The sequence below is a fragment of the Dyadobacter sp. SRI_021 genome, from assembly GCF_057586235.1.
Window position 1 is genome coordinate 245,170 of record NZ_JBYCZM010000005.1, and the last position, 14,776, is coordinate 259,945.

The following is a 14,776-nucleotide window of genomic DNA, read 5'->3' on the forward strand; positions in this document are numbered from 1 at the left end:
CAGAGCCATTCATAATAACGGTTAGGTCAGCGGGTAAAAGTGTAAGTCTTTCCTTTTTCTGTTTTGAAATCGTACAAAGCCGTTTCCGGCAACTTTAAAGCGGTAATCTGGGCAGCAGGAGAAACTATTGGCTTGGGAATATCCATCAGTTGATAAAATGGATTGCTATTCGGGTTGCCTCCGGCGAGCGCCAGCGAATGGCCTTTCAGTGCATTAGGCAATCTCAACCGGCAGTTTCCACCCAGATTTGATTTAATAACCAACTTTGAAACCTTTCCCTCTTTCCATTCCAATGTCACAATTTCGAAACCGCCACGCGCCCGCAAGCCGCTGATCGACCCGTTTTTCCAGCTGTCGGGAATGGCTGGGAGCAAATGAATGGCGCCGTCGTGGCTTTGCATAAGCATTTCGGCAATGCCGGCCGTACATCCGAAGTTACCGTCAATCTGAAAAGGCGGGTGTGCATCGAATAGGTTGGTGTAAGTACCGCCACCGCCTTTCTTGCCAGGCGCGTTCACGGGTGAAAGCTGGTCGGTAATGAGTTTGTAAGCACGGTTGCCATCGAGCAGGCGGGCCCACCAATTCACTTTCCAGCCCATCGACCAGCCGGTAGAAACGTCTCCCCGGTGTTCCAGCGAAGTCCTCGCCGCGCTGAAAAGCTCAGGCGTGCGGTAAGCCGAAAGCTGATGCGAAGGGTACAATCCGTATAAATGCGAAATATGGCGATGCTTGTCCTCGGGGCTGTCGAGGTCTTCGAGCCATTCCTGCAACTGTCCGAATTTCCCGACTTGCATGGGAGGCAGCTGCGCGCGTTTGGTTTTCAATGTTTTGACAAAATCGGAATCGGTTCCAAGCGCCTCCGCCGCACGGATCGTGGCAGTAAAAATGTCGTACACGATCTGGTTATCCATCGTATTCCCTGCACCGATCGTCGTCTTCGGGCGAATCGCCGGGGCATTTTCAGGCGACATCCCAGGTACCACTACCAGCCATTGATGTGTGGGCTCGGGCACCAGGAAGTCGACAAAGAACTGCGCCGATCCTTTCAGCGCCGGGTATACCGATCTGAGGTACTCCTTATCACCCGAATAGCAATATTTTTCCCACAAATGCGTACTCAGCCAGGCTCCGCCCATCGGCCACATGGCGTAAAAAATCGGGTCAACCGGGCCGGTAATGCGCCATAAGTCGGTGTTGTGGTGTGCAAGCCAGCCTTTCGCGCCATACATTACACGGGCCGTCTCCTGCCCCGTCTCCGACAGTTCTTTCACCATTTGAACCAGCGGTTCGTGCAGTTCGGTGAGGTTGGTAACCTCCGCGGGCCAATAATTCATTTCGGTATTGATATTGATGGTATACTTACTGCCCCACGGCGGGTTCATTTGCTGGTTCCAGATGCCTTGCAAATTAGCCGGCTGCCCTACCGGCATTCCATTGCCACCCGGCTGCGAGGAAGAAATCAGCAAATACCGCCCAAACTGGAAGTACAATGCCACCAATTGCGGATCGTACCCCGAAGCGAATTTCACAATACGCTCATCCGTAGGCCATTGAGCGGCTTCCGAAGTCCCCAAATCGAGTTTTACCCTATTGAAATAATGCTGATAGGCAGCAATGTGGCTTTTCAGAATTGTATGAAATGGCTTTGCGGCGGCTTTGCCCAGGTACTGGTCCGCTTTGGCTTGCGGGTTCGCCGTCAGCGTTTTGTAATTCACGAAATTGGTGGCAATAGAAATGTAAATCGTGGCCGCATTCGCCTTACTTACCGTCAGCGAGGTATCTCCCCCGCTCATTTGCCCGCCCTCGGGCGCTACCAGCACATGCGCGCGAAACGCTACCTGGCCCTTAATTCCTTCCTTATCTCCGCTGATTCCTGCAAAAATCATCCTTCCTCCTTTCTCCATCCTCCTTTCTCCCTTCTGCGGACTGTTCAAAAACGAAGTGAATGTGAGTTTGCCAGGTTTATCGGCCGTCAGCCGAATTGCAATCACCTGATCCGGCACCGATGCGATGACCTGCCGGGTATATTTCACGCCGTCGACGGTGTAGGAAGTGGTCGCCACTGCTTGCTCAATGTCGAGTTCGCGGTAATAATTTGTGAAATTGTCGTGACCCGGAAAGGCGATATTCAAGTTACCGACGGGTTGGTACATCATCCCGTTCGTTGTCTTCGACTCGATTTTCTCCGCGGCGAGCTTGGCAGCCTCATCGTGTTTGCCTTCGAAGATCAGCCTGCGCACCTCGGGTAATGCGGCAAGAGCATTCGGGTTGTCGTTCCGGTTGGGACCACCTGCCCACACCGTCGATTCGTTGAGTTTAAGTACCTCTTTTTCGGGATTACCATACACCATGGCGCCCAGCCGGCCATTCCCCACCGGCAATGCGTCGGTCCAGGTATTTCCGGCAGGCTTTTTATACCAGAGCTTCAATGCGTCGGGCGTCGCTACGTCGGGCGTCGCCACGCCGGGCGTTTGCGCAAAAATCTGATTGGTGAAAACAAAAAGAGTGAGACTTAGTAGTAGGTGTTTCATGCAAAAGTGTATTTGTTATCCTTTGCGTTAAGAGGACACAAATGGAGATTTTTAATGCTCTCGCTTGTTAAAGTTTGGTTAACCGGTCTCAAACACAGCTCGGAAATAGCTGATGCGAGCTAGCAGAGTAAAACGATGGGCAAATTAGGCGGGCAGGATTAACAGGGGTATTAATAAAAGCTTAATGAGGCGGGTGAATGTGAAAAAGGTTGATCTAATCCAGTATTTTGCCGGTAACATCAGGATCTGCATTCAAATATGCTTCGCTCACCACCGAAAAAAAGATACTATCTGCATGCATTAAAATAGATGTTATCCAACCTCGCTTACCTTCCTTATCTTCTCCACCAATAGCTGACGGTCCGCGCGCGACTTCGCCAGACCAACCGCCGCATTGAAATATCCCAGCGCTTTCGCATCGTCGATCCCCAAATACAATTCTCCCAACAGCGAGTGGTATAAATGGTTGTCGGCAAGATTCAGTTTCTCGGCTTCACGGATGGCCTCGGCTTTGGACCGGGCTTTGGCCAAAGCATAGGTGCGGTTCAGCGCGGCGATGGGCGAATATTCCAGAATGAGCAACTGGTTGTAGTATTGAAGAATACGCTCCCATTTTTCAGGAGTGTCGGCCTTGATAGTGTGCCAATAGCCGATCGCGGCTTCGAGGTGGTAGCGGGAAAGCTGCTGGCCAATGGATGCGCGGTTGAGGTAGCACTCGCCCCGGTTGATCAACGCCGCGTCCCAGAGGCTATCGTCCTGATCCTGGTAGAGCACGGTTTCACCCTGGGGATTAATGCGTGCCTCGAAACGCGATGCATGAAAACACATCAGCGCAAGCAGTGCGTTAACGGGCGGCCGGTCGGTGCCCGGATTTTCTGTCAGCATTTTTGTGAGCCACATGGCTTCAATGCAAACATCCTTTCGCAACGTGACATCTTTTCCTGCCGAGTAAAAACCTTCGTTGAAAAGCAGGTACAACGTTTTTAAAACCGCTTCCAGGCGCGCCTCAATCTCGGTTTCATCGGGAAACTCCATTTTCACCTGCTCGGCACGCAGTTTTTCCCTGGCCCGGTAAAGCCGCTTATTGATGGTCTCCTTATTAGTCAGAAACGCGCTGGCGATCTCGTTAATCCCGAAGCCGCACAAAACATTGAGCGCGAGGCCAATTTGCGATTCGACAGGGAGAGACGGATGGCATATGGCGAACATCATCTGCAACTGGCTGTCGGTAATGTTCCGGGCCGATAGATCGACATCTATTTCATCACCCACCGGGCTGTTCCGCACCACCTGACCACTGACTTTCTCTTTAAAAAGCTTGTCACGCCGAAGGTAATCGAGTGTTTTATTGCGTGCCACGGTGTAAAGCCACGCCACGGGATTATCCGGTATTCCCTTAATCGCCCACATTTCGGAAGCGAGCAAAAATGTATCACTGGCGATATCCTGGGCAATTTCGATGTGCTCCAAACCGAATGTCTTACCTAATACCGCCGTGATCTTGCGGTATTCTGTCCTGAACAAGTGTGGTATCAACTCCTGGTTTTCCATGGCGTTAAATTAAAAAAGCCTTTGCTGGTTACAAAGGCTTGTGGAACATGCGGGTACGGTTATATACGGTCTATCTCTCTCACTTCGACATTGCCGCCGAAGAGCAGGATCGGACAGCCCTTGGCCATTTCGGTTGCTTCGTCCAGCGACTCCGCCCGCACCATTGTGTAGCCGCCTACTGACTCCTTCGTTTCGATATACGGACCGTCGGTGATGGCCAGCGAGGGTTTTACCACCTTACCTGCCGGATTCAACCGGTTGCCCCGGTCGATCAGCTTGCCTTGCGCAGCAATTCCTCCGATCCAGTCCATCCATTTCTGCATGCTGGCCTGCATTTCCTCGGGTGAGCGATCGGCCAAAGTGGAAGGATCATTTCTGAAAACAAACATGAAGTCTTTCATTTTGATCTAAAGTTTAAGTTTTAAAGCTTGTTGACGAACAGCCGGCACCAGACTGGACAGAAGTTTAATTTTTTATTGAAAAAATTTCGGATGCTTGTAAAAGACCCTTGCTGGTAAAAGGACTTATCTCCGTTCCGACAAAGTTATACTTTGATAATCGGTCGTACTTCGACATTACCTCCGGCAACCAGGATCGGGCAGCCTTTGGCCATTTCGGTTGCTTCGCCCAATGATTCCGCCCGCACCATGATGAAGCCTCCGATGGACTCCTTTGTTTCGATATAAGGACCGTCAGTGACGACCTTCGCCGGCCTTACCACATTGCCCTCGTTCGCCAGTTGGTTTCCGCGGTCCACGAGTTTGCCCTGGGCCGCAATGCCACCAATCCAGTCCATCCATTTCTGCATGCTGGTTTGCAGTTCGTCGGGAGACATTCCAGCCATTATCCCCGGATCATTTCTAAAAACAAACAGAAAATCATTCATTTCGATATAAGGTTTAAGTTTTAAAGCCTGTTGACGAATGGCCGGCGCAAGGCTGGACAAAAATTTAACTTTTTCTCAAAAAAAATTACGAAACCTGCAAAAGTGTGTAGCTGCCTTGGTACGATTGTTTCAATAAGCGGCCTAAAAATCAATCGCATCTCATTGCAAACAGAATTTGGAATGACCACCACACGCACGCATTCAAAAAAAAGACGCACGACCAAAATATTAATCGGGATTGTAATCGCCATTGTAATAATCCGACTGATTCTACCGTACGTCGTCCTCCATTTTGCCAACAAAAGCCTCGCCAATATGAACGGGTATTACGGACATATTGACGATATCGACCTTGCCATTATCCGTGGAGCTTACCGGATCGACAGCATTTACATCAACAAGATGGATGGCCCGGGCGAAGACTCCGTTAGCCAGACGCCCTTTTTCGCATCCAAAGAGATCGACCTGTCGATCGAATGGAAGGCACTGCTCAAAGGTTCCATCGTGGGCGAAATGGTTTTTCAGAGACCTTACCTTCGCTTCACCAAAGATAAAGTCGAGCCGAAAGAGGTGGTGAAAGACTCCGCCGATTTCCGTAAGATACTGGACCAGTTCATGCCTTTGAACATCAACCGCTGCGAGCTGCGGGGAGGGGCGATCCAATATAAGGATTTCAGCTCCAAACCAAATGTCGACATTGCCATGACCAACGTGAATCTGCTTGCCCAAAACCTCCGTAATAGCTACGATTCATCGGCTGTACTGCCGGCAACCATTCACGCAACCGCGGATGTGTATGAGGGGAAGCTCCGTTTTGATGCCAGGCTCAACCCGCTGGCCAACGCTCCCACCTTCGATATGAGTGCCGAACTGACCCATACCAATCTGGTAAAGCTAAACGACTTTTTCCAGGCATATGCCAAAGTGGATGTCAACGATGGGCGCTTCGGGCTGTATACAGAGGTGGCGGCGAAAGACGAGGAATTCAAGGGATATGTAAAGCCGGTAATCAAAAATCTGGATATTTTGGGTAAGGAAGACCGGAAGGACAACCTACTGAGGAAGCTGTGGGAAGCCGTTGCGGGAGGCGCAGGCAAGTTGTTTGAAAACAAAAATAAAGACCAGGTAGCAACCAAAATCCCCTTTCAGGGCAGGCTCGACGATCCCAAAACGAATGTATGGGTGGCCATCGTCAATATTCTGCAGAATGCATTTATACACGCTATCCAGCCTTCCATCGACAATGAGATCAGCATTGCGTCGGTGAAGGAGGATAAAAAAGAGAAGAAGACCTTTTTTCAAAAGATCTTCTCCAAAGATGACGACGAAAACAAGAAGGGAAAAAAGGGCAAGAAAAAAGATAAATAGCTATTCCTGTGAGCCGGTATCGCCATTTGTGAGTCCAGAAAATCCGCCCTGCTTGTGCTTATGCAGTCGTTGAGCGGCATCGATGGAATGCGAAGTATGAATGTCGCCGTCCTCTTCCGACATTTCCGCCAGTTTCTGGTAAAACTTACGCAGCACGTCGAGTTCCGCCTCACTCAGGTCTTCAATATCGACCATCCGGTTGCTTGCATAACGGCTGGCTCCAATCAGTTCATTCAGTTTCAATTGAATGGCTTTCGAGTCTTTGTTCTGTGATTTTTGGATCAGGAAAACCATCAGAAAAGTGACGATCGTCGTACCGGTATTGATCACCAGCTGCCACGTATCGGAATACCCAAAGATCGGTCCGGTAATCCCCCAGACAAGTATGATCCCGAATGCTACGCCGAATGCCGTTGAACTACCCGTCCATGCTGTGATGCGGGTAGCCATTTTCTCAAAAAAATTAATTTTTCCCCTTTCCATAAATAAGCAATGTTGATAAAGGCAATCTCCGATCTTTCGGGCGGAAATTCTATTTCTCTGCCTGGTTTTCCAATAAAAAATATGCCAGTCTGACGAGTAGTTAATGCGCCATTGTTCATCCATAGACAATTAAAATCACCATTATGACTTTCGTCATGTTTTTAAATAAATTTCTTCGCATATATTTGTAGTATTACTTCACTATTCTACTCAACGTTATTAAAAAAGGGCTTCTACGTGAAGCCCTTTTGATTCTCAATGGTTCATTGCGGTTCCGGTTGCATGGTCAACGTGAGGATGCAGGCTTTCGGTTTTACCCACCTTTTGATAGTCTTTCAGCACTTTTTTAGATTCCTCAGTACCAATCGCTTCCACGCGCTGGATCATGTAAGGCAGCATCTTCGGAAACCTGGATTTTTCGGCCAGCTGCAATGCCCGTTTGGCATCAATCGGCGCCAGAGGCTCGGCGGCATACCACTCCATGAGCGGCAGGTTGTGGTCGTCCTTATCATCGGTCTTTTGTACCAATGCATCCAGCACGTCCCAGCGTTGGGAAGGGTCGAGACGGAGCATTCCGGAGGTTAAATACAGCCTCACCAGCTTCGAATTATCTTTTTGCGCCATTTCAACAAACTTTTTCAACGTTTCCGGCGAGACCGATTTACTTTCCGTCAGCAGTTGTATCGACCAGCTGCGAATGTATTCGCTGTCATTTGAAAGCAAATCGGCCAGCTCCTTTTCGGTGAGCCCTTTGGTCACGTGGAGCGTCCATAATGCGCGGAGCTTCCTGGTTTCATCCGGATTCTTCGCGAGTATTTCTTTCAATGCCTTGTGCACCTTTTTATTTGGCCCCCGCTCCTGCAAAATGGTCCGTGCCTGCCGAACGTACCATTCATTGGGGTTCAATTGATGATTCACCAGCTCCATATCGGATGCTTTGGATAAGTCCACCTGTACCCATTTATCGTTGTCATGGCTTATTTTAAATATCCGGCCCATGGTTTTGTTGTGCACGTCGGGATTCGGGCTGTGGCACTGGTTCTTGTCGTACCAGTCGATCGCCCAAACGGATCCGCTCGCGTCATACTTAAAGTTCAGCCACTGCGACCAGGAATCGTTCATGGCCATGAAGTCCTTCTTGTGGGTTGCTTCATAACCGGATCCCGAGCGGGTAAGGTGATCTATATTGAGACGCGCGCCGTTGATATTGTTCATGAAAATATCATTGCGGTACTCCTTCGGCCAGCTGTTGCCGAGGTAGATCATCGCTCCCGCATGCGCGTGCCCGCCTCCCGCGGATGCGGAGCGGAAGTTACCCGCATGCGGCCCGCGCTCACCTACCCAATGCACGTGGTCGGCGATGGTCTTAATGTCGTCGTAAGTGTAGGGATTGAAGTGCTTTCCTGCCTGCCGCTGGTAGCGTGCCCCCTGTATCACATGATACATATGCGGGATCACGCACACGGTAATGAACGGGTGCCCGTAGTCATTGAAATCAATACCCCACGGATTGCTCGATCCTTCCGCGAAAACTTCGAATTTGTGCGACGTCGGGTGATAGCGCCATACGCCGGCATTGATTTTGGTCCGTTCCGAGTCCGGCGCTCCGGGCTTGCCTACATTGGAATGCGTAAACACGCCGTGTGTGCCATACAGCCAGCCGTCTGGTCCCCAGCGAAGGTTGTTGAGGACTTCATGCGTATCTTCCAGGCCCCAGCCATCGAGCAATATCTGCGGTGGACCAGCGGGCTTGTCATTTTTAAAATCCGCAGGAATAAACAGCAGGTTAGGCGCCGAACCCAGCCACACCCCTCCCATTCCCACTTCGATACCGCTGATGAGGTTCAGGTTTTCCGCAAATACCTTGCGTTTGTCGAGCGTACCGTCGCCGTTAGTATCTTCAAAAATCAGGATTTTGTCCCTGCCCTGCCCTTCCGCAGCGCGTACCGGGTAAGTATGTCCTTCAACCACCCAAAGCCTTCCTCGGTAATCGACAGTGAAGCTGATGGGCCTGATAATATCCGGTTCTGCGGCTGCCAACGTGATCTTGAAGCCCTGCGGAGGCGTCATGGCCCTAGCCGCATCCGTTCCCGACAAGCCCGCGTTCAAGACAGGATCCAACGGCGGAAGAATGATGATATCCTTCTGTTTCAACTCATTGGGGAAATCAGGCCGGCTGGGGTAAAAGCGAAAATCATCAAAATTAATATGCGCCCATTTGTCGTTGGGAATGTAAGGAATCTGAGAAATGCCGGTCTCGTTATCGACGATGCGGATAAAAATCTCCTTGTTCAGGTACGGTTGCAGGTCCACGACCGCTGGCTGCAATGTAGCCCGGCCCTGGCCGGTAATGTGGTAAATGACCTTGTTATCAGCGGCCGTCACGATTTCCACGCGGGTATCCTGCAACGCGCCGCCCGATACCCGAAATGCCGCGAATGGATGCGTAACCTGAAATGGCACGGAAGTCAGGGTACCGGTTTGCTTGTAGTTAAGCGTACCACCGCTGCTGAGGAAATACTTCCCTTCATAGCCTATGTTCATTTCCTTTTCATGGACCGGGGAAGGATCGGAGCTGAAAAGCGCATTCGCGAATGCGTCGCCCGTTGCCGTCCAGTTTTTCAGGTCGCCTGTTTCAAAACCCAGGTTCAGTGGCTGCCCGTCTTTCACAGGAAGCTGTCCCGCCACCGTTTCGTTGGAGATAACCCCTTCTACCACTTCAAAACTGCCAACCATCCCCGCAGCACGGTGCCCGGGCACTGAACAGAAATAGGTATCGCTCTGCTCGGCTTTGAACGTAATGCTGGTACTGGTCCCTTTTTCAATAATCACTTTGCTTTTGATACCCAGCTTTTCGAGCGCGATATCGTGTGTCATCAATTCGCCATTCGTGATGGTGATCCGCACGCGGTCTCCTTTGTTCGCTTTCAATGTGGGGTTCCGGGAGCCATCCTTGGCAAAAAAACCGAGCATGGTCGCTTCCAGGGCATAGTCCCGATCGAACTTCTCAGTAGGTTGTGTGGTAGTTGTTTTTTGCGCGAGGAGGTCCTGCGCCGGGAGGGTCACGATGGCCAATGCCAACGGAACGAGCATGTGTGTCAACCTGATCATACTTAACTGTTTAGGAATTTCGGTTTTAAAAGTTGAGGAATAAAGGAGGACAACACTATGTTTATACTTACTGGAAAAAATTCAGTTTTGATTTTGAAAAAATTCCTATATTTGAGTACCTAATCTTCTTTGCCATGAAAGCCTTTGCTCAACCCGGGTCCAATTTGAAATCCAAATTCAATCACATCGCCATGGACAGCAATTTTTCCATTGCGCTCTCTGCCCGAAAAGGTCTACACACCAAAGTTTTCTATGATTTCGCGGAGGCAATCAAAATGCCGGAACGGAGATTGGCAGCCATCATGAACGTGTCTGCCCGTACTATCAGCAACTACAAAGAGGCTCAAAAACCGTTGGAACCGCTTTATGGAGAGCATCTTTTGAAACTGATCGCGCTTTTTGAAAAGGGGGAAGAGTTTTTCGGAACGATCGACGAGTTCAACTACTGGCTGCAAAAACCATTCTGGAATTCGACGGAAAAACCCGCGGACTGGCTGACGACAGGCGGTGGTGTGGATTTTCTAAGCGAGGAACTCGATAAAATGGCCGAAGGTTATCCGGCGTAAACGATGCTAGTATTCCGGATTGTCCACACGCTTTATGCGAATACGTTGTTCGCTTCCGGCATGCGCGGCAGATGGAACAGTGCTGGCAATAAAGTGATTTACACATCTGAAACAGTCACGCTGGCACTACTCGAAAACTTGGTCAGAAGGCAGGGAGTCGGATTCAATAGTGATTTCAAGATCATGTTTATTGAAATACCCGACGATGCCGTGATCGAATCGATCGCGCCAACCGACCTTGAAGCCGGTTGGCGTGACCCGAACGATTACTCGCAATGCCAGCCATTAGGGGATCGGTGGTTCAGCGCGGGCGAAGCACTTGTGCTGAAAGTACCTTCGGCATTGATACCTCTTTCATACAATTTTGTCGTCAATACCCTCCATCCAGACTATCCGCGTGTGTCGCTCGTCGGGGTCACCGATCTGATGCCTGATCCACGGATTGAGGATATCTTAAAGAAGTATGGTTTCAAAACAGGCGCTTAATCCGCACCTTGTTTCGCAGCATTCGCCTGATTTTCGGCAATCCGCAATTCCGTAATCTTTCTGATCAGGTCAAGCGGCATGGGTTTGTTCAATGGGAAGTGCACCGAGCCTTTGGTCCCCTTATAACCCGAAAGTTCAGTAGCAAGCGTCTCGGAGATCTTTCCTGTAACCGGGTAAAGTGCAACGTGCCTTTTCCAGCCGGCAAAATAAATAAGGTACGTCCCGTTCAGATTGAATGTGGGCATGTCGTATGAAATCGTCTCCGCGGCCTCAGGCGCAGCATTCCTGATTACCGTCCGAATTTCCTGTAATACTTTCTGTACATCGTCCGGAAAAGTAGCGATGTATTCGTCTACTGAGTGGTGTTTCGTGGCCATTTCCAAGTCTTTTACGGCTGAATAAGTTAGCGAAAATTTCTACTTTCGGAAATGACTAAAACCAAACTATCCTTGATCTCTCTCGCATTCATGGCGGGCATGGGCCTTGTTGCCCTCAAAAGCGGGAACGTTCCTGTAAAATCTAATGCTGCCAAACGTCCCAATATCATCGTGATACTTGCCGATGACATGGGCTATTCGGACATGGGCTGTTACGGAGGCGAAGTGCACACGCCAAACCTCGACTACCTCGCTCAAAACGGCCTGCGTTACCGGCAATTTTACAATACGTCGCGCTGCTGCCCCACGCGCGCATCCCTGCTCACGGGCTTGTACAACCAGCAGGCGGGAATCGGAAAAATGACGGAGGCCGAAAACCAGCCGGGTTATCGGGGCCATATCACCGAAAATACCGTCACGCTGGCCGAAGTCCTTAAAACCGCAGGTTACCAAACAGGAATGACTGGCAAATGGCACGTCTCCAACACTTTTACGCAAAAGACCCCGCACGAACAGCTCGCCTGGCTGAATCATCAAAAGGAAGCGGGCCCTTTTTCTCCCATCGAGCAGTATCCGACGAGCCGTGGTTTCGATAAGTACTTTGGAACGATCTGGGGCGTCATCGATTTTTTTGACCCTTTCAGCCTGGTGAATGGCAAAGAAGCGGTCAAAAGTGTTCCCAAGGACTATTATCATACTGACGCCATCAACGACACAACAGTCGCTTACATCCGGGAATTCGCCAAATCCGACAGGCCATTTTTCCTCTATGTAGCGCAAAATGCGCCTCACTGGCCGTTGCAGGCAAAACCGGAGGACATTGAAAAATACAAGGATACCTACAAAGGCGGCTGGGAGGCAGTCCGCAAAGCACGTTATGAAAGAATGGTCAAAATGGGCCTGATTGACCCGAAGGTTACGCCATTACCGGAAACACCGGCCAACGCTTTAAAATGGGAAGACAATCCCGACCGCGAATGGGATGCCAGGGCGATGGCCGTCCACGCGGCGATGATCGACCGCATGGACCAGGGAGTCGGCCGCGTTATCGACGCATTGAAACAAACCGGCGAGTTGGATAATACGTTGATCCTGTTTCTGAGCGACAATGGGGCCAGCCCCGAAAACTGCGCCAAGTATGGCCCGGGTTTCGACCGTCCGAGCCAAACGCGCGACGGCCGAAAAATCACCTACGCTACCGAAAAGCAAGTTATGCCTGGTCCCCAGACGACCTATGCGTCCATTGGCGCGCGCTGGGCGAGCGTTGCCAACACGCCATACCGCTATGCTAAAGCCGAGTCGTTTGAAGGTGGGATCAATACGCCGATGATCGCTTTCTGGCCGGGGGGCATTACAGCCAAAAAAGGAAGTTATAGCGATCATACAGGCCATGTGATGGACCTGATGGCTACATTCTGTGAACTTTCGGGCGCGAAATATCCCCGGCAGTTCAATAACAACGATATTAAACCCACTACCGGAACAAGCCTTGTCGGCTCGTTTTCCGGCAAACCTTCAAAAGGCCATTCAACACTCTTCAACGAGCATTTCGGTGCTCGTTATGCCCGGGAAGGCAACTGGAAACTCGTGTCGACCGCTGCCGATTCCACCTGGCAGCTTTACGACCTTTCTACCGACCATTCGGAAACCAAAAACCTGGCTGCTGCCCATCCCGAAAAGGTCAAATATCTGGCAGGTCTTTGGCACCAATGGGCCAATACCCACCAGGTATTTCCCAAACCGGGTAAGCAGGACCCTTCAAAATAACAAACTGTTAACGTCCCAATTGCCGCCTGTGTAAATGCCGGATGTATATAGGCCGAAAAAGTCAATCGCATTTTGCCGCGATACCGCTGTTAAGCGCCTGGTGGGTTGTCCCCTGGTTCAATTTAGGGTTTGAAAACAGCATCGCGTAGTACGCGTGACGCATTGCTGCGAAGTGTTCTGATTACCTGGCCAGCAAGTATCGTTGAAGATCGTTGCTCTGTACCCAAGCTGGCAACGGCTTGTGATCTTCTGTTAGTTCGATAACAGCATCATAAGTTACGTCAACAAGAATAATACGGGGGAACAGGATTTTGTTTCGCTCAAATAGCGGCATGGTAGCGGCATACATCTCTTTGATCACATCCGCAGTGACTTCGTGTCCGCCATTCAAATGTCTGATTTTTGCTCTATCTAAGCATACATTGATATCATCTGAAAAAAGAGAATAAGATCGATCTGATTTTTATGGTCAAAAGCAGCAATCGAGCGCAGATAGTCGTAGTGGGATTCGAAGCCTAGATTTAGCTCTAACGCAAACGGCTCCTGACTAAACAATAAGTCGCGAATCCTATGATTGCTCTTTAGTGATGCAATATCCTGGTAGTTCGCAAAGCCAAGCTTTTTATACTGATAAGCCGCCAAATTCTGATCTACAATGGGGACTCCGAGGGGAATGAACGATTGGCTGTGTGTGCTTTTACCGATACCCGGAGGTCCCGCAACCAGGTAAATCGTCATCGGATTACTTGTATCCGGCCGTCCTTATGTTCCACTACTACGTGACCATCGCGTTTGTAAACCAATGGCTGTCCAATTGAAAAAAGGTAGTCGCGCGCATTTACAGCGAGTTGCTGCTGCCATTGAGAACGCTCTTCCCGCGTCATAGAACACGGATCATTCGTCCGGTGGCCAATTTTGAATTGAATATCCTCTTTCATTTTACCTAGTTTGTACAAAAATACAAAATACCGCTTCTCAAAGCACCAGCTTATACCCTCTTCCACGAATATTAATGATCTGGATCTTGGGATCCTCACGGAGGTGGCGGCGCAGTTTGGTGATAAAGACATCCAGACTGCGGCCGTTGAAGAACGAGTCGTCGCCCCAGAGTTCGGTAAGGACCTCGCTGCGGCCGAGAACCTCGTTCCGTTGCTGGTAAAGGCGACGGAGGAGTTCGGCTTCACGGTGGGATAGTGTTACCTCGTGGTTATCGACAGTAAGTTTCTGTTTGGCAGGATCGAAAATATAGCGGCCTATTTTGAGCGTTCCGTTCGTGTTCGTCCGCGACGCGCCGGTACGCAGGAGCGCATTGATGCGTGCGACCAGTTCGTCGAGGCTGAATGGCTTCTTTAGATAATCATTCCCGCCCAGTTCAAAGCCGCGGACGACATCCGAAGTCTGCGAACGTGCCGTAAGGAACATGATCGGCGTATGCGGGTCGTCGCGACGGATTTCCTCGGCCATCGTGAACCCGTCCATGTCGGGCATCATGATGTCGGCGACGACGATATCGGGATGGTGCTGGCGGTATTGTTCGAGCCCGTCGGTGCCGTTGGCAGCGTACAGCACCTCAAACCCTCTGTAAACCAGGCTATCTTTCACAATCATTCCCAGCGCGGGCTCGTCCTCGATGAATAATACCGTAGCCAT

General features: G+C 50.4%; 14 protein-coding genes. 4 read left to right on the top strand and 10 right to left on the bottom strand.

Annotation, left to right across the window (positions count from 1 at the left end):
- Positions 1–26: 26 nt before the first annotated feature.
- The 4 genes from AC2YIT_RS17145 to AC2YIT_RS17160 form a co-directional block, all read right to left on the bottom strand.
- Positions 27–2,531 (bottom strand): glycoside hydrolase family 95 protein, encoded by a 2,505-nt coding sequence (locus AC2YIT_RS17145; RefSeq protein ID WP_487279958.1) that lies wholly within the window; start codon positions 2,529–2,531, stop codon positions 27–29.
- Positions 2,532–2,843: 312 nt separating this feature from the next.
- A complete protein-coding gene (locus tag AC2YIT_RS17150) occupies positions 2,844–4,082 on the bottom strand; it encodes an RNA polymerase sigma factor (RefSeq protein ID WP_487279959.1) in 1,239 nt (412 codons plus the stop codon).
- A gap of 59 nt (positions 4,083–4,141) precedes the next feature.
- Complete coding sequence (locus AC2YIT_RS17155) at positions 4,142–4,483, bottom strand: YciI family protein (protein ID WP_430848995.1); 342 nt, start codon at positions 4,481–4,483, stop codon at positions 4,142–4,144.
- Positions 4,484–4,626: 143 nt separating this feature from the next.
- Positions 4,627–4,968: a YciI family protein gene (locus AC2YIT_RS17160; RefSeq protein ID WP_487279960.1), complete on the bottom strand. Its 342-nt coding sequence runs from the start codon at positions 4,966–4,968 to the stop codon at positions 4,627–4,629.
- A gap of 180 nt (positions 4,969–5,148) precedes the next feature.
- Here AC2YIT_RS17160 and AC2YIT_RS17165 point away from each other — a divergent pair, with 180 nt between their 5' ends.
- Positions 5,149–6,336 carry a DUF748 domain-containing protein gene (locus tag AC2YIT_RS17165; RefSeq protein ID WP_487279961.1) on the top strand — a complete coding sequence of 396 codons (1,188 nt, stop codon included), beginning with the start codon at positions 5,149–5,151 and terminating at the stop codon, positions 6,334–6,336.
- Here the strand turns inward: AC2YIT_RS17165 and AC2YIT_RS17170 are convergent, their stop codons facing one another.
- A complete protein-coding gene (locus tag AC2YIT_RS17170) occupies positions 6,337–6,819 on the bottom strand; it encodes a low affinity iron permease family protein (protein WP_430849001.1) in 483 nt (160 codons plus the stop codon).
- A gap of 255 nt (positions 6,820–7,074) precedes the next feature.
- Complete coding sequence (locus AC2YIT_RS17175) at positions 7,075–9,930, bottom strand: PVC-type heme-binding CxxCH protein (protein ID WP_487279962.1); 2,856 nt, start codon at positions 9,928–9,930, stop codon at positions 7,075–7,077.
- Positions 9,931–10,064: 134 nt separating this feature from the next.
- Between AC2YIT_RS17175 and AC2YIT_RS17180 the strand changes: the two genes are divergently transcribed.
- Complete coding sequence (locus AC2YIT_RS17180; RefSeq protein ID WP_487279963.1) at positions 10,065–10,496, top strand: antitoxin Xre-like helix-turn-helix domain-containing protein; 432 nt, start codon at positions 10,065–10,067, stop codon at positions 10,494–10,496.
- A gap of 3 nt (positions 10,497–10,499) precedes the next feature.
- Entirely contained in the window at positions 10,500–10,982 is a 483-nt protein-coding gene (locus AC2YIT_RS17185) for an RES family NAD+ phosphorylase (RefSeq protein ID WP_487279964.1), read from the top strand.
- On the opposite strand, the gene AC2YIT_RS17190 is transcribed toward AC2YIT_RS17185, so the two are convergent.
- On the bottom strand, positions 10,979–11,359 hold the full coding sequence (locus tag AC2YIT_RS17190) for an iron chaperone (protein WP_487279965.1): 381 nt from the start codon (positions 11,357–11,359) through the stop codon (positions 10,979–10,981). The genes AC2YIT_RS17185 and AC2YIT_RS17190 overlap by 4 nt on opposite strands.
- A gap of 51 nt (positions 11,360–11,410) precedes the next feature.
- On the opposite strand from AC2YIT_RS17190, the gene AC2YIT_RS17195 reads away from it, so the two are divergent.
- Positions 11,411–13,126: an arylsulfatase gene (locus AC2YIT_RS17195; protein ID WP_487279966.1), complete on the top strand. Its 1,716-nt coding sequence runs from the start codon at positions 11,411–11,413 to the stop codon at positions 13,124–13,126.
- 411 nt (positions 13,127–13,537) lie between these two features.
- Here AC2YIT_RS17195 and AC2YIT_RS17200 read toward each other — a convergent pair whose 3' ends face one another.
- From AC2YIT_RS17200 to AC2YIT_RS17210, 3 genes are read right to left on the bottom strand one after another with little or no spacing between them, the layout of a single operon-like run.
- Positions 13,538–13,864 (bottom strand): hypothetical protein, encoded by a 327-nt coding sequence (locus AC2YIT_RS17200; RefSeq protein ID WP_430849014.1) that lies wholly within the window; start codon positions 13,862–13,864, stop codon positions 13,538–13,540.
- Positions 13,861–14,064 (bottom strand): hypothetical protein, encoded by a 204-nt coding sequence (locus tag AC2YIT_RS17205; protein ID WP_430849016.1) that lies wholly within the window; start codon positions 14,062–14,064, stop codon positions 13,861–13,863. Before AC2YIT_RS17205 ends, AC2YIT_RS17200 begins: the two co-directional genes overlap by 4 nt.
- A 37-nt stretch (positions 14,065–14,101) precedes the next feature.
- Positions 14,102–14,776: a response regulator transcription factor gene (locus AC2YIT_RS17210; RefSeq protein ID WP_487279967.1), complete on the bottom strand. Its 675-nt coding sequence runs from the start codon at positions 14,774–14,776 to the stop codon at positions 14,102–14,104.

What these genes read in the sequence shown, in the direction of transcription:
- AC2YIT_RS17145 (WP_487279958.1), bottom strand. Translation starts at nt 2,531, where the DNA reads ATGAAACACCTACTACTAAGTCTCACTCTTTTTGTTTTCACCAATCAG.
- AC2YIT_RS17150 (WP_487279959.1), bottom strand. Translation starts at nt 4,082, where the DNA reads ATGGAAAACCAGGAGTTGATACCACACTTGTTCAGGACAGAATACCGC.
- AC2YIT_RS17155 (WP_430848995.1), bottom strand. Translation starts at nt 4,483, where the DNA reads ATGAAAGACTTCATGTTTGTTTTCAGAAATGATCCTTCCACTTTGGCC.
- AC2YIT_RS17160 (WP_487279960.1), bottom strand. Translation starts at nt 4,968, where the DNA reads ATGAATGATTTTCTGTTTGTTTTTAGAAATGATCCGGGGATAATGGCT.
- AC2YIT_RS17165 (WP_487279961.1), top strand. Translation starts at nt 5,149, where the DNA reads ATGACCACCACACGCACGCATTCAAAAAAAAGACGCACGACCAAAATA.
- AC2YIT_RS17170 (WP_430849001.1), bottom strand. Translation starts at nt 6,819, where the DNA reads ATGGAAAGGGGAAAAATTAATTTTTTTGAGAAAATGGCTACCCGCATC.
- AC2YIT_RS17175 (WP_487279962.1), bottom strand. Translation starts at nt 9,930, where the DNA reads ATGATCAGGTTGACACACATGCTCGTTCCGTTGGCATTGGCCATCGTG.
- AC2YIT_RS17180 (WP_487279963.1), top strand. Translation starts at nt 10,065, where the DNA reads ATGAAAGCCTTTGCTCAACCCGGGTCCAATTTGAAATCCAAATTCAAT.
- AC2YIT_RS17185 (WP_487279964.1), top strand. Translation starts at nt 10,500, where the DNA reads ATGCTAGTATTCCGGATTGTCCACACGCTTTATGCGAATACGTTGTTC.
- AC2YIT_RS17190 (WP_487279965.1), bottom strand. Translation starts at nt 11,359, where the DNA reads ATGGCCACGAAACACCACTCAGTAGACGAATACATCGCTACTTTTCCG.
- AC2YIT_RS17195 (WP_487279966.1), top strand. Translation starts at nt 11,411, where the DNA reads ATGACTAAAACCAAACTATCCTTGATCTCTCTCGCATTCATGGCGGGC.
- AC2YIT_RS17200 (WP_430849014.1), bottom strand. Translation starts at nt 13,864, where the DNA reads ATGACGATTTACCTGGTTGCGGGACCTCCGGGTATCGGTAAAAGCACA.
- AC2YIT_RS17205 (WP_430849016.1), bottom strand. Translation starts at nt 14,064, where the DNA reads ATGAAAGAGGATATTCAATTCAAAATTGGCCACCGGACGAATGATCCG.
- AC2YIT_RS17210 (WP_487279967.1), bottom strand. Translation starts at nt 14,776, where the DNA reads ATGGCTACGGTATTATTCATCGAGGACGAGCCCGCGCTGGGAATGATT.